The following is a 17,326-nucleotide window of genomic DNA, read 5'->3' as shown; positions in this document are numbered from 1 at the left end:
ATCCGTAGCGGATCGGTAGCGGATCGGTAGCGATCACTCCGGATCGGGCGGGGCGGGCACGCGGAACTCCTCCGGCAGGCTCGCCCCGTCCCCCTTGGCGTACCAGCGCTGGAAGCGGAGGCAGCCGACGGCGGTGCAGCGCCAGTAGTCGTGCACGTACCGCACCTCGACGATCGTTCTGACGGCGTCCTTCTCCTCGTCCGTCAGCGGCCTGAAGTCCTGCATGCCGCCGCAGTTCCGGCAGTCCAGGTACTTGGTGGTCATGGATTCCTCCCGTCGTTTCGTACGCCCTACGGCCGCCGCAGCAACCCCCGCTCCATCGCCACCACCACCGCCCGCGTCCGGTCGTTCACGTCGAGCTTGGCGAACAGCCGGAGCAGATGGGTCTTGACCGTGGCCTCGGAGATGACGAGCCGGCGGCCGATCTCCGCGTTGGTCAGGCCGTCGGCCACCGCGCTCAGCACGTCGGTCTCGCGCGCGGTCAGAGGGTCCTGGACCGGGCGCCGCATCCGTGCGACCAGCTTCTCCGCCACCCGGGGCGCGAGCACCGTCTCGCCGCGCGCCGCCGCCCGGATCGCGTCGACCAGCTGCTCGCGCGTCGTGTCCTTCAGCAGATAGCCGATGGCGCCCGCCTCCACCCCGCGCTCGATGTCGGCGTCGGTGTCGTACGTCGTCAGGATCAGCACCCGGGTGCGCGGGTGGCGAGCCACGATCTCGGTCGTCGTCCTGACCCCGTCCAGCACCGGCATCCGCAGGTCGACGAGCGCCACATCGGGGTCGTGGCGGGCGACCAGGTCGAGAGCCTCCCGGCCGTCGCCCGCCTCGCCGACGATCTCGACGCCCTCCTCCCCGTCGAGGAGTGCGATCACTCCGGCCCGCATCACGGTGTGGTCGTCCACCACCACGACCCGCAGCTTCCCGTCGCTCATGCCGTCCCCTCGCCGCCCGGCGGAACGACCGCCAGGATCCTCGTCCCGTCGCCGACCGAACTCGTCACCGTCAGCCGCCCGCCCAGCTCCGCCAGCCGCTTGCGCATCCCGTCGAGCCCGAAGCCCGTCGAGGCCTCCACCACGAAACCGGTGCCGTCGTCGGTGATCTCCAGCTCCACCCCGTACGGCCGCCGGGCCAGGATCACCCCGACCGTGGACGCGCGGGCGTGCTTGCGCACGTTCGCCAGGGACTCCTGGGTGCAGCGCAGCAGCGCGATCCGGGTCTGCTGGTCGCAGTCGAGGTCGGCCAGCTCGGCGGTCACGGTGAGCCCGGTGTCCTCCGCGAACCGGTCCAGGATCCGGCGCAGCGTCCGGGCGATCGACCCGGCCGCCGCGCCGCCCTGCTGCCCCGCCGAGCCGACCAGCTCACGGGCCTCGGCGAGGTTCTCGCGAGCGGTGGACTCGATCGAGCGCAACTGGCGCGCACTGCGCCCGGGGTCGGCGGCGAGTCCCGCCCGGGCCGCCTCCGCCAGCACGACGATCGACGCGAAGCCCTGCGCGAGCGTGTCGTGGATCTCCCGCGCCATCCGCTCCCGCTCGTCCGCCGCGCCCTGCCGCTGGTGCGCCTCCGACAGCTGGGCCTGGGCCCGCTCCAACTCCACGATCAGCCGGGCGCGTTCGGTGCTCTGCTCGACCACCGCGTGCGCCCACAGCCCGATCAGCACCCCCACGGCGACCACGATCAGGGTGGACACGGCCGTCTCCCCGAAGAACTCGGCCGACCAGCCCTGCTGCACCCAGCTGCCCACCAGCGTCCCGGCGGTGGCCAGCCCCAGGAACCCCATCGAGATCCTGGGCGTCCGCCCGAACATCCAGTAGTGCGGCAGCGTCACCATGAACAGCGCCGCATAACTGGTGCGCAGATACGCCAGCCCGCCGAGCGCCAGCACCAGCACGGTGAGATAGCCGTGCGGCCGTACGACGGGATTGCCCGGGAAGCGGTGCAGCACGGCGAAGCTCAGCGCCACACAGCCGAGCAGCGCGAGCGCCGCGTACGTGCTGCCGCCGGGACGGCCCATCGTGGCGATCCCGACGGCCATCGCGGCGAACAGCACCCAGCACACCGAGTTCCACCGGCGCAGCGACGTGGCCCAGAAGACGTCGGCGGAGGGTCCGGTGAGAGCGGTCATACCGATCAACGTACGTCGGCCAGCTCGCGCTCGGGGGCGGATTCGGCGGGCCTGGACGGCCGTGCCGGCCACCAGCTGCGCTCGCCGAGCAGCAGCAGTGCCGACGGCAGGACGAGGACCCGGACGACGAACGCGTCGAGCAGGACGGCCGCCGCGAGCACGAAGCCGATCTGCTTCATCTCGATGATGTGCAGGAAGACGAAGCTCACGAAGACGGTCGTCATCACCACCGCGGCACTGGTCACCACGCTCGCCGAGCGCCGGACCCCGTCGAGCACCGCCTGCCGTGTGGGCGTTCCGGCGAGCACCGCCTCCCTGATCCGGCTGACCACGAACACCTGGTAGTCCATGGACAGTCCGAAGAGGATCACGAAGAGGAAGAGCGGTACGCGCGAGCCGATCGAGCCGGTGGAGCGGAAGTCCAGCAGCCCCTCCGCCCAGGTGTGCTGGAAGACGAGGACGAGCAGACCGAGCGCGGCCGCCGCCGACAACAGATTCAGTACGACGCCGAGCAGGCCGAGGACGACGGAGCGGAACGCGTACAGGGTCATCAGGAAGGTCACCAGCAGCAACGCCCCGAGGACGAGCGGGAGTTTGCCGTTCTGGCGGGCGGGATAGTCGGTGTAGCGGGCGACGTCGCCGGTCACGCCGTAGTCGGCGCCCGCGACCCGGCCCACGGTGGCGGGCAGGTAGTCGTCGCGGAGACGGTCCAGGGAGTCGTACGCCTGCGGCGAGTTGCCGAGGTACGGCACCCTCAGCTCCAGGGCGCTGATCCGGTGGTCGGCGGACGTCCGGATCCGGGAGGCGCCCGCGAACAGCGGGTCGGCGTCGGCACGCCGGGCGAGCTCGCGCAGCGCCGCGGTGACCTCCGTGGCGTGCGAGGCGTCGGCGCGTACGACGACCTGGTGGGTGACCCGCTGCTCCGGGAACGCGGCGTTGAGCCGGTCGTAGACCCGCATCGCGGGGATCTCACGGGAGTGCGTGTCCCGGCTCATCTCGGTGATGTGCAGGTTCGCCAGCGGCACGACGAGGGCCAGCAGGGCGAGGACCGAGACGCAGAGGGTGCCGAGCGGGTTCTTGGCGGCGGGCCGCAGCAGCGCCGTCCAGAACCGGCCGCCGCCGTCCGCTCCCCGGGTCCGCCGGGCGGCCTTCCCGCGCTCCGTACGCCGCCGCGCCCTGCGCTCGGCCCGCCTGCCGAGCACGGTGAGCAGCGCGGGCAGCGCCGTGAGGGAGCTGGCCACCGCGACCAGGACGACCACTACGGTGCCGGTCGCGAGCGAGGAGAAGATCACGTCCGAGGCCAGGTACAGCGTGGCCGTGGAGGCGACGACCGCGAGCCCGGACACCACGACCGCCCGGCCCGAGGTCGCCGCCGCCAGCTCCACCAGTGCCTCGGAACTCAGCCGCCCACCGGAGCGGGCCCGCTCCTCCCGCTCCCGCTTCAGATAGAAGAGCGTGTAGTCGACGCCGACCGCGAGGCCGATCATGAGGATGACGTTCGTGCCGACCCCGGCGTCGGGGGAGAGGTGCGAGGCGACCATCGCCAGTCCGACGGCCGCGGCGATCGACGACAGCGCCAGCAGCAGCGGTACGGCGGCCATGGTGAGCGAGCCGAACACGACCAGCAGGGTGATGAGCGTGACCGGCAGCGTGATCTTCTCGGACAGCGCCAGGTCGTCGCCGCGCTGCTGGTCGACTCCCTTGCTGATGGAGGGACTGCCGGTCTCTTCGAGCAGCAGCCCGGGGTGGTCCCGCTGGACGGCGGCGGTCTGCGCGACCAGCGCGTCGACCTTGTCCTTGGCGTCCCGTTCCTCGCCCTTGACGGACACCTCGACCATGAGGACGCGGCCGTCGGAGGACCGTACGGGGTCGGCCACGCCCGCGACCTCGGGCAGCCGCCTCATCCGGGCGGTGAGGTCCGTCGCCGCGGAGGCGGCGGCCCGCTCGGGCAGGGCGCCCGAGCGGGCCGAGATCAGCACCTGCTCGGTGGACAGGCGCTCCAGATGCCCCTCCGCGGCCATCGCCTCGGCCCGGCCGGCCTCGCCGACCCGGTAGTCGGCCGTCTTCGCGCTGTTGGTGCCGACGGCACTGCCGGCCGCCAGGCACAGCACCACGAACAGCAGCCAGCCGACGATCGCCCACCAGGGGTGGCGGGCGCTGAGGCGTGCGATGCGCACAGTGATTGGTTTCATGCCCAAAAGCCTTGCTGAGCAGGGCAGTTGGCGGACAGGGGTGCTCGGTTGAACTTGCCGTCCACCGATCGGTGGACCCCAGGGAGGGGGAAGATCCCCGTGCGTCACGTCCTCGCGGGGCGCGGGCTGCTCCCGCGTGCCGTCGGCGCCCTTCAGGACGCGTGGAGCAACAGAGCGGCCCTCACGTGTCCGACGTGAGGGCCGTTCCACAGGCGGGGTCCGTTCAGCTCCTGGCGCGCGCTCGCTGCCACGCGTATCCGACGGCCGCCAGGAACAGCGTCATCCCGCCCGTCGAGTACAGCTGCACACGGGTGTCCGGCTGACGCGCCATCAGGACGAAGATCACGGCCATCCCGGCGAGCGCGACCCAGGTCAGCACGGGGAACGCCCACATCCGGACGACCAGCTTCTCGGGGGCCTCGCGCTCCAGTTTGCGGCGCATCACCAGCTGGGACGCGGCGATGAAGAACCACACCACCAGGATGACCGCGCCGATCATGTTCAGCAGCCAGGGGAACACGTCGTCGGGCCGCCAGTAGCTGAGCACCACGCAGACGAACCCGAAGACGCAGGAGCAGAGGACGGCGACACGCGGCACACCGCTCGAGACCCTGCCCAGCGCCTTGGGGCCCTGGCCGCGCTGGACCAGCGAGTACGCGATGCGCGACGAGCCGTAGATGTTGGCGTTCATCGCGGAGAGCAGAGCGACCAGCACGACCACGTTCATGAGCTGCCCGGCGCCCGGGATGCCGAGGTGGTCGAGCGCCGCCACGTACGGGCCCTTCTCGACGACCGCCTTGTCGTCCCACGGCACCAGCGTGACGATGACCGCCATCGACCCGATGTAGAAGAGCGCGATGCGCCACATCGCCGTGCGCACGGCCATCGAGACGCCCTGGACCGGCTTCTCGGACTCGGCGGCCGCGATGGTGACCGTCTCGATGCCGCCGTACGCGAAGACGGAGGCGAGCAGGCCGATGACCAGGCCCTCGCCGCCGTTGGGCAGGAAGCCGCCGTCGCCGGTGAGGTTGCTCGTGCCGGGCGCGTCGGTGCCGGGCAGGACGCCCAGGATCGCCAGCACACCGAGTACGAGGAACAGCGTGATCGCGCCGACCTTGAGCGCGGCGAACCAGAACTCGAACTCGCCGAAGTTCTTCACGGCCGCCAGGTTCGCCACGCAGAAGACGACCATGAACAGGGCCACCCACGCCCACTCCGGCGTACCCGGCAGCCAGCCGGTGACGATCTTCGCGGCGCCGATGCCCTCCAGGCCCACGGCCGTGCAGAGCAGCACCCAGAACGACCAGCCGGCCGTGAAGCCCGCCCACGGCCCGATCGCCCGCTCCGCATGCGCGGAGAACGAGCCCGACGACGGATACGCGGCCGACATCTCGCCGAGCATGCGCATCACGAGCATGACGAGGATGCCCGACACCGCGTAGGCGATGACGATGGACGGACCCGCGGCCGCGATGCCCGCGCCCGAACCGACGAAGAGCCCAGCGCCGATCACGCCGCCGAGGGCGATCATCGACAGATGCCGCTGCTTGAGGCCGTGCGAGAGCGAGTCGGGAGCGGCGGCGCTCTCGGAACGGGGCGGGGTGTCGGCCGGCGAGGGCTCGACGGAGGGGGTGGTCCGAGACATGGGCGGGTTGTCCGTAACGTGAGACGGCGTTTCCAACGGCACAGTGTGGACACCGGCTCCGCTCAGACGAAGATCATGACCGATATTCGGACGCTCGCCGTGCGGAGCGTGAGCGGCGGCGCGCTGTGCGCGACCAGGTGGCCGGTCGGATGGGCAGGAGAGTCGCAGTCTCCGGCGGGCGGTCAGGCGGTCCGCCGTCCCATCAGCTCCCGGACACCCGCACACAGCAGCACGAACGCCGCCGCCCCCGCCGACCACAGCACCTGGGGCCGCGTCACGTCGTCCGTCAGCATCAGCCCCAGTACGGCCGCCATCGCGGCCAGCGCCGCCCAGGTCAGCCAAGGGAACGCCCACATCTTCAAGCTCAGCCGTTCCGGCGCCTCCCGTTCGATACGCCGCCGCAGCCGCAGCTGCGACACCGCGATCAGCGCCCATACGAACAGCAGAACGGCGCCGACCGCGTTGAGCATGTAGAGGAAGACCGAGTCGGGCCACTCCAGATTGAGCAGGACGGAGACGAAACCGAAGGCCACGGACGCGAGCACCGCGCGCCGCGGAACCCTGCCCCGGTCCACCCTGAGCAGCGCCTTCGGCGCCTCGCCGCGTTCGGCGAGCGAGAAGACCATGCGGGACGAGCCGTACAGATTCGCGTTCAGCGCCGACAGCAGCGCGACGAACACGACGATGTTCATGATCGTGCCCGCCGACGGCACCCCGATCGAGTCCAGCACCTTCACATACGGACTGAGCCCCGCCTGCTGCGCCGTCCACGGCAGCACCGTCACGATGACCAGCATCGACCCGACGTAGAAGAAGAGGATCCGGTACACCGCGCTGCGCACCGCCCGCGCGACCGCGCGGGCCGGATCGTCGGACTCGGCCGCCGCGATCGTCACCACTTCCAGGCCGCCGAAGGCGAAGACGACGGCGAGCACGCCCGAGACGACCCCGTGCCAGCCGTGCGGCAGGAACCCGCCGTGCCCCGTCAGATTCGTCAGCCCCACCGGATCCGTGTCCGGCAGCAGCCCGAAGATCGCGAGCACGCCCAGCACCAGGAACAGCACGATCGCGGTGACCTTCAGCGCAGCGAACCAGAACTCGAACTCGCCGAAGTTCCGCACGGCGGCCAGATTGACCCCCGTGAAGACCACCATGAAGATCAGCACCCACGTCCACTGCGGCACCGACGGCACCCAGCCGTGCGCGATCGTCGCCGCGCCCGTCGCCTCCACGGCGAGCACGACCACGAGCATGAACCAGTACAGCCAGCCGACGGTGAACCCCGCCCACCTGCCGAGCGCCCGCTCCGCATGCACCGAGAACGCCCCCGACGCCGGCATCGCCGCCGACATCTCGCCCAGCATCCGCATGACGCACATCGCCAGCGCACCCGCCACCAGATACGACACGATGATCCCCGGCCCGGCCACGACGATCCCCGCCCCGGAGCCGACGAACAGCCCGGCACCGATCACGCCGCCGAGACCGAGCATGGTCAGATGACGCTGCTTGAGCCCGCCCGCAAGGGGTTCCTGCTGCTGACCCAGGGGTGAGGCGGTGGCGGAGTGCGGCCCCGCGACCGCGGTCCGGGACGGTTCGGGCGGTTCGTTGTGCATGGTGCTTGCTCGTGCCCTCGCGGCTCTGGGAGGTCCAAGAGATCCGGAAAGGCCCAGCGGGGCTGCGCCGCGTCCCGGAGTTCTTACCTCCATGGCGGTGTCCCGGCCGATTGGCGAGACCCTACAGTCTCTCCGCGCGCCACCCGTCGACGCAAAACGGACCAAACGTGGATGGCCACCAGTGACAAGCGTCACGCCGTCAGACGCATACCAGCCGACGCTTTGTGCAGAGCCCACGAAGCACTCGATCACGCCTTTGTCAGCCGCCGACGGTGATCAACGCACGGCTGCTGGGATAGCGTCACTGCGTCCCATTGCCGTCACCCCGCGGAGTCCCGATGAGCACTGCTGCAGTCTCCACCCGCCCCGGCGAGGTCCTCGCCGACCTGCTGCCCGCATCCCGTGTCCGGGACATCGCGCTCGTGCTCGGCGGTGCCGCGCTCACCGGGATCGCGGCCCAGATCGCGGTGCCCGTCCCGGGCTCGCCCGTGCCGGTGACCGGCCAGACCTTCGCCGCGCTGCTCGTCGGCACCGCACTGGGCGCCCGCCGCGGCTTCCTGTCGCTCGCCGTGTACACCCTCGTCGGCATGGCCGGCGTCCCGTGGTTCGCGGAGGGCGGGTCCGGCGCCGCCGCCCCGTCCTTCGGCTACGTGCTCGGCCTGCTCCTGGCCGCCACCCTGGTCGGCGCACTGGCTCGCCGCGGCGGCGACCGCTCCATGCTCCGCACCGCCGGCACCATGCTGCTCGGCGAGGCCGTCATCTACGCGGTCGGCGTCCCCTACCTGGCCTTCGCCACCGGAATGACCCTGAGCCAGGCCATCGCCGCCGGTCTCACCCCGTTCCTGATCGGCGACGCCGTGAAGGCGGTCCTGGCAATGGGCGCGCTGCCCACCGCCTGGAAGCTGGCAGAGCGCCGCGGCTGACACCCGCCGCTCACACACGACGAAGCCCCCGCGGTGACGACCGCGGGGGCTTCGTACGTTGCAGCAGGATGAAGCGGAACCTGAGTCGGAGCGGAGCGTCCTCAGGTCTCAGGCCTCAGGCCTTGGCCCGCTGGACCTTCTGCCGCACCACGGCGATGGCCAGGACGACGGCGGCGACGAGCAGGGACAGCAGTACGGTCTCGCGTCCGTCGTGCTCGGTGTCGGTGAGCATGTAGCCGAGGACGAACACGATCAGGGCGATCGTGGCCCACGTCAGATACGGGTACAGCCACATGCGCACGACCAGCTTCTCGGGCGTCTCGCGCTGGATGATCTTCCGCATGCGCAGCTGGGAGAAGCAGATCACGAGCCATACGAACAGGGCGACCGCACCCGAGGAGTTGACCAGGAAGAGGAAGACCGTGTCCGGGTAGGCGTAGTTGAAGAAGACCGCGGCGAAGCCGAACACGACGGACACGAGGATCGCCGCCATCGGGACGCCTCGCGAGGTGGTGCGGGCGAAGGCCTTCGGCGCGTCACCGCGCTCGCCGAGCGAGAACGCCATACGGGAGGCCGTGTAGAGCCCGGAGTTGAGGCAGGACAGCACCGAGGTCAGCACGATGAAGTTCATGATCTGGCCCGCGTGCGCGATACCGAGGGAGTCCAGCGCGGCGACGTACGAGCCCTTCTCCTTGATGGAGGGGTCGTTCCACGGCAGCAGGCAGATCACGACGGCGATCGAGCCGAGGTAGAAGACGGCGATACGCCAGATGATGCTGTTGGTGGACTTGGTGACCGCGCGCTGGGGGTCCTCGGACTCGCCGGCCGCGAGGGTGGCGATCTCGCTGCCCATGAAGGAGAAGACGACCAGCAGGACACCGGTGAGGATGGCGCCGGTGCCGTTGGGCAGGAATCCGCCGTGGCCGGTGAGGTTGCTCAGGCCGGCGGTGTCGCTGTCGACGCCCGGCAGTACGCCGAAGACGGCGAGGGCGCCGACGACGATGAACGCGCCGATCGCCACGACCTTGATCCCTGCGAACCAGAATTCGAACTCGCCGTAGGAGCCGACGGAGACCAGGTTGGTGGCGGTGAGCACCATCATCACGATGAGGGCCCAGCCCCACTGGGGTATGGCGGGGATCCACCCTTCGAGGATCTTGGCGCCGGCGGTGGCTTCGACGGCGAGGACGACGACCCAGAAGAACCAGTACAGCCAGCCGATGGAGAAGCCGGCCCAGCGGCCCAGCGCGCGGTCCGCGTGTGCGGAGAACGAGCCGGAGGTGGGGTTGGCGGCGGACATCTCGCCGAGCATGCGCATGACGAGGACGACCATCGTGCCCACGAGCGCGTACGAGATGAGGATGCCAGGTCCGGCGGTGGCGATGCCGGAGCTGGAGCCGACGAAGAGTCCGGCGCCGATGACACCGCCGATGGCGATCATCGACAGGTGGCGGTTCTTGAGGCCGGCCTTCAGTCCGTCGCCACCCGCACCCTGGGGATTACCGGGATTTGCGGGCTTGGTGTCTGCCTTCGCAAGGGAGGGTTGCGAGGTCATAGACGAATCCTTAAGTTCTCGGGGACGAGCCCTCGCATTCAAGCCCAGGGATGTTACGGGCGGAAGACCGCGTTCCAGATTGTGGTGTTCCGCATAACGGGACATGTTTCGGATGATGCTGCTCGCGTGGCGCCCGGGAGCGTGTCCCAGACCCGCACGCGGCCCCCGGCCCACGGGCATGCCACACTCGGATCATGCGCGTGTACCTCGGCTCGGATCATGCCGGCTACGAACTCAAGAACCACCTCGTCGAGTGGCTCAAGGCCCATGGCCACGAGCCCGTCGACTGCGGGCCCCACATCTACGACGCCCAGGACGACTACCCGCCGTTCTGCCTGCGTGCGGCAGAGAGGACGGCCGCGGACCCCGAGTCCCTCGGCATCGTGATCGGCGGCTCGGGCAACGGCGAACAGATCGCCGCGAACAAGGTCAAGGGTGTCCGCGCGGCACTGGCCTGGAGCGAGCAGACCGCCTCGCTCGGCCGCGAGCACAACAACGCCAACGTCGTCGCCGTCGGCGCCCGGATGCACTCCACCGACGAGGCCGTGAAGTTCGTCGAGATCTTCCTCAACACGCCGTTCTCCGGTGACGAACGTCACGTCCGCCGCATCGACATGCTCTCGGCGTACGAGACCAAGGGCGACCTGCCGCCGATCCCGGCGCACCACCCGCAGCAGTAGGCAGGGCCTGGGCCCCGCGACCTTGGTTCGCCGGGCCCCGCGACCTTTGGTTTGCCGCGGAGCGGCGGAAGAGACGAGAGAAGAGGACCCGTGCCGGAGGGGCACACCATCCACCGCCTGGCCAAGGACTACCTGTCAGGGTTCGGCGGCCGCCCGGCGCAAGCCGAAAGCCCCCAGGGTAAGTTCGCGGCCGCCGCGGCCCTCCTGACCGGCACGGTCCTCACCACCGCGGAAGCCCACGGCAAGCACCTCTTCCTCGGCTTCGAGGGCCCGGACTGGGTCCACATCCACCTCGGCCTCTTCGGCAAGGTCGGCTTCGGCGGGATCCCCGCACCCCCGCCGACCGAAACGGTCCGCCTCCGTCTGCTCAACAACACGGCGTACGTCGATCTGCGCGGCCCCACGACCTGCGCTCTCATCACGGACGCCGAGAAGCAGGCGATACACGACCGGCTCGGTCCCGACCCGCTCCGCCCGGACGACGGCCCCGACCGCGCGTACCGGCGCATCTCCCGCAGCCGCACCACCATCGCCGCGCTCCTGATGGACCAGAAGGTCATCGCGGGCGTCGGCAACGTCTACCGGGCCGAGGTCCTCTTCCGGCACGGCATCGACCCGTACCGACCGGGTAGGGACCTGACGTACGACCAGTGGACCGCGATCTGGTCGGACCTGGTCGAGCTGATGCGCGAGGGTGTACGCAACAACCGCATCGACACCGTGCGCCCCGAGCACACTCCCGAGGCGATGGGGCGCCCGCCGCGCGTCGACGACCACGGCGGCGAGGTGTACGTGTACCGCAGGGCGCACCAGCCTTGCCACATCTGTGGCGGCGAGATCCGCACCGCCGATCTCGCCGCCCGCAACCTCTTCTGGTGCCCGGGCTGCCAGCCGCCCGGATGATTCCACCCGTGGCGGCCGACGCAGGCCGGAACACGCCCGACACAGGCCGGAACACGCCAGGTCAGAACCCGTGCGGCAGCCACGGCGCCACCGCCGACGAGAAGGCCACCGAGGCCTCGGCGATCGCCCCCGCCCGCAGCTCCCGTACCCGCCCCGCGGCGGCCAGCGCCGACAGGGACACCCCGCCGAGGTAGACCGCGCCCAAGTCCCGCACGCCCAGCGCGAGATCGGCGTCGTCATCCGTCCGCTTGCACGATGCGCCCTTGCCGTCGCCCGTGAGCCGCCAACGCCCCTGGTTCCAGGGGCAGAAGTCGTCCGCGACCTCGAAGACGACGTCCACGGGCGTCTGGTACGTACGCGCTTCCAGCGCCGAGCCCACGTCCACGAGCCGTACGTACAGCGAGTCCCGCAGCCGCACCTGGCACCGGCGGATGTCGGACACCAGGTGCTGCCAGGCATCGTCCACGGGACGGCTGCGTACCTCGAGAGTGGATGTCAGATCGATCTCGAACAGGAATCGCCACAGCGCCGCGTACGCCGCCGGATCGAGCGCCTCCAGGTCGCGCAGGACGACCGTGCCCTTGGGCCCGGCCGCGTCCCACTCCGGCTTGTTGTGGAAACGGGCGTAGCCCACGACCTGCCCGGCGCGCTCGGCCAGCACGCACTGCAGCGGTGAGGCGCCCTGCCGCTCGCTCTCCGGGTCGAGCAGCGGCAGCTGCTCCCAGCCGGGCCGCCGGGCGAGCATCCCCGGCCGCGCGGGCACCCGCCGCGCGTACACGGCCTCGCACGCCGCCGCCGCATCGACAGGGAGGGCGAACCGCAGCCGGACGTCTTCCGTGCCCGGCGGTACGGCAAGCCGGACCCGTGCCGTGTCGATCTCGGCGGACAACAGCTGTGTCGCAGCGCCGTATCCGAACCGGCCGTAGATCGCGGGCTCCGAAGCCGTCAGCACGGCGAGCGGCTCGCCCCAGGAGCGGACGTCGTCCAGCTGACGCCGCATCATGGCCGTGAGCAGGCCGCGCCGACGGTGCGTCGCCGCCACGCTCACCATCGTGACGCCTGCCGCGGGCACCAGCGCACCGCCCGGAACCGTGATCCTGAACGAGAAGGCCCCCGCCGTCCCCACGCAGTCCTCGCCGTCCCAGACGCCGAGCGACCGCTCGGACTCGGTGAGGCGTTCCCACAGGGCCTGCTCCTCGTCGGCCTCCGGCACTCCGCCGAACGCGAGCACCAGCTTCGCGTACCACGTGTCCCACTCGGACGGTTGCAGCACCCGCAGGTCTGTCGTCATATGCCATGAGTACCAGGGAGTTGAGGGCTGAGCGAGCCGATTTCGGTCAGCCCGCCGGAAGCCGCCTCCACTGCCCCTCGGGAGAGGGAGGACCACATCGAGAAGAGGGGACAAGTAGGACCTCCCGTGCGCGGGGCCTGGCCTGATGGATAAGGTCCCGAGCAATGGCAGGACAACGCGCGGCAGCCGAGACGTTTTCGGCCCGGATGAAGAGACAACTCCACCGGGTCCGCGTCGGCCTGCGCAGATCGGGCGTCGACTACTTCCGCGGAGACGGCTCCGACTGGATAGCCCTCGCCGGTCTGCTGCTGATGGTCCCGCTGATCACGGGCGTCACCCTCGTCAATCCCGTGTGGTGTTCCCCGGCCGTCCTCGTCCTGCCGATCGTGGCGGGCGGACTGCTGCTGCGCCCCGCCAGCCTGCTCGGCCTGTACGCGGCGGCGGCGACGGCCCTGATCGTGGAGTCCGTCAAACTGGGCCCGTACTCGGAGGGCCCCGCCCGGGTGACACCGGGAACGGTCCTGGTGGTGGCCGCCTGCGGTTTCTTCGGACTGCTGATCGCCCAGTTCCGCAGCCGGGTCGGTGTGCCGTGGCGGCGCGGCGGCACGATGCTGTTCGACCTGCGCGAACGCATCCGGGTACACGGCAAGCTGCCTGTCCTGCCGAAGGGCTGGCACCGCGAGATCGCGCTCCGGCCCGCCGGCGGTCAGTCCTTCTCCGGCGACTTCGTCGTGGCGGCCCGCACCAACGGCGGCCGCACCCTGGAGGTCGCCCTCACGGACGTCTCGGGCAAGGGCATGGACGCGGGATCGCGTTCTCTCCTGCTGTCCGGCGCGTTCGGCGGCCTCCTCGGCTCCCTGCCGCCGCACGCGTTCCTGCCCGCCGCCAACGGCTATCTGCTCCGCCAGAACTGGGACGAGGGCTTCGCCACCTCCATCCACCTCGTCCTGGACCTCGACTCCGGCGACTACGAACTCTTCACCGCGGGCCACCCCCCGGCCGTACAACTGCACGCGGGCAGCGGCCGCTGGGAGGAGAAGGCGGCGGAGGGGCCGCTGCTCGGGGTCTACGACGGGGCCCAGTTCGACCCCGTCAAGGGCGCGCTGCGGCCCGGTGACGTCCTGATGCTCTTCACCGACGGCCTCGTCGAAACCTCCGACCGGGACATCGCGGAGGGCATAGACCGCCTCACCGGCGAGGCGGACCGCTATGTCGCGGGCGGCTTCCACGGGGCGGCCTGGCATCTGATCGAGGCGGTGGCGAAGGACGTCAACGACGACCGCGCGCTGCTGCTGATCTGCCGGGAGACGTGACGCTCGGCCGGACGCGGGACTCGAGGTGTGATGCGGAACGGCACCCACGAGATCATGACGCCGGCCGAGGCCGAGGCCGAGGCCCTCGCCCGTGAGGCGCACTCGGCCCAGAAGGACAAGGCGGGCCGCCCCTACGCCGAGCATCTGCGGGAGGTGGCCGACGGCGTCCGCACCCGCGGCGGCAACGACGAGCAGATCGCGGCGGCCTGGCTGCACGACGCCGTCGAGGACGACGTGCAGTCCGAGGAATGGCTGCGCGGCGCCCCGCTGACGCAGCGCACGATGCGCGACCTGCTGGGCCTCTAGGCCGCGGTCTTCGCCCGCTCCCGCGCCAGCTCCGTCGCGTCCCGCTTGAAGGCCCACTTCATCTCCGGCTCCATCGCGAACCGGAACACGCGCTGCACGGGCGGTGTGCACAGCACGGTGATGACCGTGGCGGCGACGAGTGTCACGAAGATCTCACCGAGCGGCTTGTGCAGCCACGCGTAGTCCCCGTACCAGCCCCAGAAGCGCGAGCCCTTGGCGAGGAAGCCGTGCAGCAGATAGCCGTACAGCGTGCCCGCGCCGAGCACTGTGAACCACATCCGCCGGCGCGGCACCCAGGCGAAGAAGCACGCCGTGAGCACCATCGAGCAGCCGAAGAGCGCGAGCGTCATCACGACGCCGGCCCACCACGGCGCGCCCAGCTCCTGTGCGCTGTCCCGGTGGTAGAACCACGCCGAGTTCATACGAGGCCCCGCCCAGTACGCGAAGGCCAGGGCGCACGCGAAGACGGGCACGCTCAGCAGCTTGATCTCACGCCGCCGCAGCATCTGGAAGTGCTCGGGCTTCATGAACAGGCCCGTGACGAAGAACGGCAGGAACTGCAGGACGCGCTGGAGGTCGAGGTCGTCGCCGATGTCGGGCGAGACGGAGGCCAGCACCGCGATGGCGAGCGCGAGCGGGACCGGCCAGCGGACCACCTTCCACAGCGGTGTGGTCATCCGCCAGACGAACAGCGCGACCAGGAACCACGTCAGGTACCAGGGGTCGAGCAGGCTGATCGGGTGGGTCGGGTCGTCGTTCGCCCACCGTTTGAACAAGGAGTACGCCACTTCGAATATGACGTACGGCACGGCGACGCCGGTGACCAGCCGCCTCAGCCGGTCCGGGCGCATGTCGAAACTGCGCGAGAAGTAGCCCGAGATCAGGATGAAAGCGGGCATATGGAAGGTGTAGACGGTCATGTACAGGGCCTCTGCGGCCCGGCTGTGATCCGTCAGGGGCTCCCATGCGTGCCCCATCGCGACCAGCACGATCGCCAGGTACTTGGCGTTGTCGAAGAACGCGTCGCGTTGTTTCGCGGGTTTGTTGCCCGGCGCGCTGCCGCTCGGGGCGGTTCCGGCCGGGGTGTTGACGCCGGTGGTGCGGGGAGTGCCGGCCGCCTGGGTGGTCCGTGGGGATCGCGGGCCCGGCACTCCCGCCGCCGGCTCGTGTGCCGGGGGGAGTGGTGTTCTGTGGTTGCCATGCGGTCGCAGCGAGTTCGTCACAGGCCCTCCCACCAAGAGCTCGGCAGGCCGGTCCCGGACCCCACTGCGCTTTCGGGGGACGAGGCAGCGTGAAACATCTGAGGCACCCTAGCGTTGTCTGTGTGTTTTCGTAAAACCGTCAACTCGAATCCTGCTTATGGCCTGCGAGTACCCCGGATTCAGAGGAGTCGACATAGCGATCCGCAATCGCCATTGGAGCGTTGACCGTTGACCGCTACGTCCGAACTCATCCCCATTAATCAGGGCATAACGCCCGCGGGCGACTCTGGTGAAATGTCCGGTTCATTGGTTTTTTTGATGGTGGCTTTGATGTGCCGTCAGTCTCATGGATGTGTCTGTGGTAACAGGTCGATGTGCCTGTGACGACAATTCGAATTCCCTGCGCACACCTTGTGTGGACATGGAAACGATCAAGCCGAATTGATGGTCCCGCAGGCCACGCGAATTGCCGCACGCGCGCGTGGGGTTCAAGTGCCCCAGTGGTTCGCGGCCGCGGGGCGCCGGCGTACACATGGCCGACGATGCATCATGCGTCGCATAGTGAAGCCTGGTTGGTGGCACGATGGTTCTGGGCGGGGGTGTGCGGGTTCGCACCTCCGGGCCGGGAGAGCGGACCGACCTAGGGTGTGATCAGTTGTGGCCATTTCGCTGTCAGTGGTGCTGCTGTTGGCGATCATCCTTGTGGTGTTGATCCGCGGGGGTTCGATCAAGCCGGGCCCCGCGATCGTCGCGGTGCTCTTCGGCTTCTTCCTCGCCTCGACCGGAATGGCTCCGTCCATCAACCGGTTCCTGGACTCGATAGCGGACACGATCAACTCGATCAGCTTCTGAGCCCGCCGCCAGGCGCCCGTGGGTTCCGCAGGGCTGGGGGTACCTCCCAGCGGTAGCTGGGGGAGGGTGGGCACAACGCCACGATGTGGGGCGCCATCGAGCCCCGTAGCGCGCACAAAAAAGCTCCGGCCCGGTCCACGTAATCTGCGAACCGGGCCGGAGGCCAAGAGCGGGCGACGGGAATCGAACCCGCGTAGCTAGTTTGGAAGACTAGGGCTCTACCATTGAGCTACGCCCGCACAGCGTGCGCCGCAGGTCACCGACCGCGGCACGGAAAGCATCGTAGCGGGTCGCACCCCTCCGCCGCACACTCCGCCGTCACCGGGCGGCACTCGGGGTGGCAGCCGGCCGGGGGACGGCGTCGTACGGAGGCGCCTTACGGCGCTGCCGGCGTCCCGGACGCAGCGTGTCCCCCCGGTCGCGGAGAGCGCGTCCTGGCGGTCGCCCGGCGCCGCAGCCGAATTGCGGGAGCCGCACTGCCTGCGGGCATGTACCCTACGTGTCGCACCGACGGGGTGTGGCGCAGCTTGGTAGCGCGTCCGCTTTGGGAGCGGAAGGCCGTGGGTTCAAATCCCGCCACCCCGACCATCACCGGGATCCCGAGCCGGTTGACCGGCAAGGTCCTTGATCGCCTTTTGGGGCGTGTACCACCTGCCGTTACTATGCAGACTGCACGCCCGTGTGTCTCAGCTCTGATGTCTTCCGGGCGACGCGATCCGCTGAAGCCCT

General features: G+C 70.0%; 14 protein-coding genes, 2 tRNA genes and 1 pseudogene. 7 read left to right on the top strand and 10 right to left on the bottom strand.

Features of this window, described 5'->3' with window-relative positions:
* Positions 1-33: 33 nt before the first annotated feature.
* From ACWD4J_RS21705 to ACWD4J_RS21680, 6 genes are all read right to left on the bottom strand, one after another.
* A complete protein-coding gene (locus tag ACWD4J_RS21705) occupies positions 34-264 on the bottom strand; it encodes a hypothetical protein (protein WP_451397037.1) in 231 nt (76 codons plus the stop codon).
* A 26-nt stretch (positions 265-290) separates the two neighbouring features.
* Positions 291-929: a response regulator gene (locus tag ACWD4J_RS21700; protein WP_451397036.1), complete on the bottom strand. Its 639-nt coding sequence runs from the start codon at positions 927-929 to the stop codon at positions 291-293.
* Positions 926-2,119, bottom strand: a complete 1,194-nt coding sequence (locus ACWD4J_RS21695) for a sensor histidine kinase (RefSeq protein ID WP_451397035.1) — start codon at positions 2,117-2,119, stop codon at positions 926-928. The genes ACWD4J_RS21700 and ACWD4J_RS21695 overlap by 4 nt, the downstream gene beginning before the upstream one ends.
* A 5-nt stretch (positions 2,120-2,124) precedes the next feature.
* A complete protein-coding gene (locus ACWD4J_RS21690; RefSeq protein ID WP_451397034.1) occupies positions 2,125-4,311 on the bottom strand; it encodes an MMPL family transporter in 2,187 nt (728 codons plus the stop codon).
* 223 nt (positions 4,312-4,534) lie between these two features.
* Positions 4,535-5,956, bottom strand: coding sequence for an amino acid permease (locus ACWD4J_RS21685; RefSeq protein ID WP_451397033.1), 1,422 nt, complete (start codon positions 5,954-5,956; stop codon positions 4,535-4,537).
* 182 nt (positions 5,957-6,138) lie between these two features.
* Complete coding sequence (locus ACWD4J_RS21680) at positions 6,139-7,572, bottom strand: amino acid permease (protein WP_451397032.1); 1,434 nt, start codon at positions 7,570-7,572, stop codon at positions 6,139-6,141.
* A 338-nt stretch (positions 7,573-7,910) separates the two neighbouring features.
* On the opposite strand from ACWD4J_RS21680, the gene ACWD4J_RS21675 reads away from it, so the two are divergent.
* Complete coding sequence (locus tag ACWD4J_RS21675) at positions 7,911-8,495, top strand: biotin transporter BioY (protein ID WP_451397031.1); 585 nt, start codon at positions 7,911-7,913, stop codon at positions 8,493-8,495.
* A 115-nt stretch (positions 8,496-8,610) separates the two neighbouring features.
* On the opposite strand, the gene ACWD4J_RS21670 is transcribed toward ACWD4J_RS21675, so the two are convergent.
* A complete protein-coding gene (locus ACWD4J_RS21670) occupies positions 8,611-10,050 on the bottom strand; it encodes an amino acid permease (RefSeq protein WP_451397030.1) in 1,440 nt (479 codons plus the stop codon).
* Between the two features lie 194 nt (positions 10,051-10,244).
* On the opposite strand from ACWD4J_RS21670, the gene ACWD4J_RS21665 reads away from it, so the two are divergent.
* Positions 10,245-10,730: a ribose-5-phosphate isomerase gene (locus ACWD4J_RS21665; RefSeq protein ID WP_451397029.1), complete on the top strand. Its 486-nt coding sequence runs from the start codon at positions 10,245-10,247 to the stop codon at positions 10,728-10,730.
* 90 nt (positions 10,731-10,820) lie between these two features.
* Positions 10,821-11,633 (top strand): Fpg/Nei family DNA glycosylase, encoded by an 813-nt coding sequence (locus tag ACWD4J_RS21660; RefSeq protein WP_451397028.1) that lies wholly within the window; start codon positions 10,821-10,823, stop codon positions 11,631-11,633.
* A gap of 61 nt (positions 11,634-11,694) precedes the next feature.
* Here the strand turns inward: ACWD4J_RS21660 and ACWD4J_RS21655 are convergent, their stop codons facing one another.
* On the bottom strand, positions 11,695-12,924 hold the full coding sequence (locus tag ACWD4J_RS21655; RefSeq protein WP_451397027.1) for a GNAT family N-acetyltransferase: 1,230 nt from the start codon (positions 12,922-12,924) through the stop codon (positions 11,695-11,697).
* A gap of 164 nt (positions 12,925-13,088) precedes the next feature.
* Here ACWD4J_RS21655 and ACWD4J_RS21650 point away from each other — a divergent pair, with 164 nt between their 5' ends.
* Both ACWD4J_RS21650 and ACWD4J_RS21645 read left to right on the top strand, forming a co-directional pair.
* Positions 13,089-14,237 carry a PP2C family protein-serine/threonine phosphatase gene (locus ACWD4J_RS21650; protein WP_451397026.1) on the top strand — a complete coding sequence of 383 codons (1,149 nt, stop codon included), beginning with the start codon at positions 13,089-13,091 and terminating at the stop codon, positions 14,235-14,237.
* A 54-nt stretch (positions 14,238-14,291) separates the two neighbouring features.
* A pseudogene (locus ACWD4J_RS21645) lies at positions 14,292-14,519 on the top strand (HD domain-containing protein); the annotation flags it as partial.
* Between the two features lie 20 nt (positions 14,520-14,539).
* On the opposite strand, the gene ACWD4J_RS21640 reads toward ACWD4J_RS21645, so the two are convergent.
* The gene (locus ACWD4J_RS21640; protein WP_451397025.1) at positions 14,540-15,766 is read right to left on the bottom strand and encodes an acyltransferase family protein; all 1,227 of its coding nucleotides are present in this window, start codon (positions 15,764-15,766) and stop codon (positions 14,540-14,542) included.
* A gap of 636 nt (positions 15,767-16,402) precedes the next feature.
* Between ACWD4J_RS21640 and ACWD4J_RS21635 the strand changes: the two genes are divergently transcribed.
* Positions 16,403-16,597 carry a hypothetical protein gene (locus ACWD4J_RS21635; protein ID WP_451397024.1) on the top strand — a complete coding sequence of 65 codons (195 nt, stop codon included), beginning with the start codon at positions 16,403-16,405 and terminating at the stop codon, positions 16,595-16,597.
* Between the two features lie 168 nt (positions 16,598-16,765).
* On the opposite strand, the gene ACWD4J_RS21630 is transcribed toward ACWD4J_RS21635, so the two are convergent.
* Positions 16,766-16,836 (bottom strand) — tRNA-Gly (locus ACWD4J_RS21630).
* A 272-nt stretch (positions 16,837-17,108) separates the two neighbouring features.
* Between ACWD4J_RS21630 and ACWD4J_RS21625 the strand changes: the two genes are divergently transcribed.
* A tRNA-Pro gene (locus tag ACWD4J_RS21625) sits at positions 17,109-17,185 on the top strand.
* The last annotated feature ends 141 nt before the right edge of the window (positions 17,186-17,326 follow it).

Source organism: Streptomyces sp. NPDC002577 (assembly GCF_053594815.1).
The sequence above is the reverse complement of the archived record's forward strand: the minus strand, read 5'-3'. Positions and strand labels throughout refer to the sequence as shown.

Bases quoted from the DNA above. Each gene is read 5' to 3' on its own strand.
- ACWD4J_RS21705 (WP_451397037.1), bottom strand. From the start codon at position 264: ATGACCACCAAGTACCTGGACTGCCGGAACTGCGGCGGCATGCAGGAC.
- ACWD4J_RS21700 (WP_451397036.1), bottom strand. From the start codon at position 929: ATGAGCGACGGGAAGCTGCGGGTCGTGGTGGTGGACGACCACACCGTG.
- ACWD4J_RS21695 (WP_451397035.1), bottom strand. From the start codon at position 2,119: ATGACCGCTCTCACCGGACCCTCCGCCGACGTCTTCTGGGCCACGTCG.
- ACWD4J_RS21690 (WP_451397034.1), bottom strand. From the start codon at position 4,311: ATGAAACCAATCACTGTGCGCATCGCACGCCTCAGCGCCCGCCACCCC.
- ACWD4J_RS21685 (WP_451397033.1), bottom strand. From the start codon at position 5,956: ATGTCTCGGACCACCCCCTCCGTCGAGCCCTCGCCGGCCGACACCCCG.
- ACWD4J_RS21680 (WP_451397032.1), bottom strand. From the start codon at position 7,572: ATGCACAACGAACCGCCCGAACCGTCCCGGACCGCGGTCGCGGGGCCG.
- ACWD4J_RS21675 (WP_451397031.1), top strand. From the start codon at position 7,911: ATGAGCACTGCTGCAGTCTCCACCCGCCCCGGCGAGGTCCTCGCCGAC.
- ACWD4J_RS21670 (WP_451397030.1), bottom strand. From the start codon at position 10,050: ATGACCTCGCAACCCTCCCTTGCGAAGGCAGACACCAAGCCCGCAAAT.
- ACWD4J_RS21665 (WP_451397029.1), top strand. From the start codon at position 10,245: ATGCGCGTGTACCTCGGCTCGGATCATGCCGGCTACGAACTCAAGAAC.
- ACWD4J_RS21655 (WP_451397027.1), bottom strand. From the start codon at position 12,924: ATGACGACAGACCTGCGGGTGCTGCAACCGTCCGAGTGGGACACGTGG.
- ACWD4J_RS21650 (WP_451397026.1), top strand. From the start codon at position 13,089: ATGGCAGGACAACGCGCGGCAGCCGAGACGTTTTCGGCCCGGATGAAG.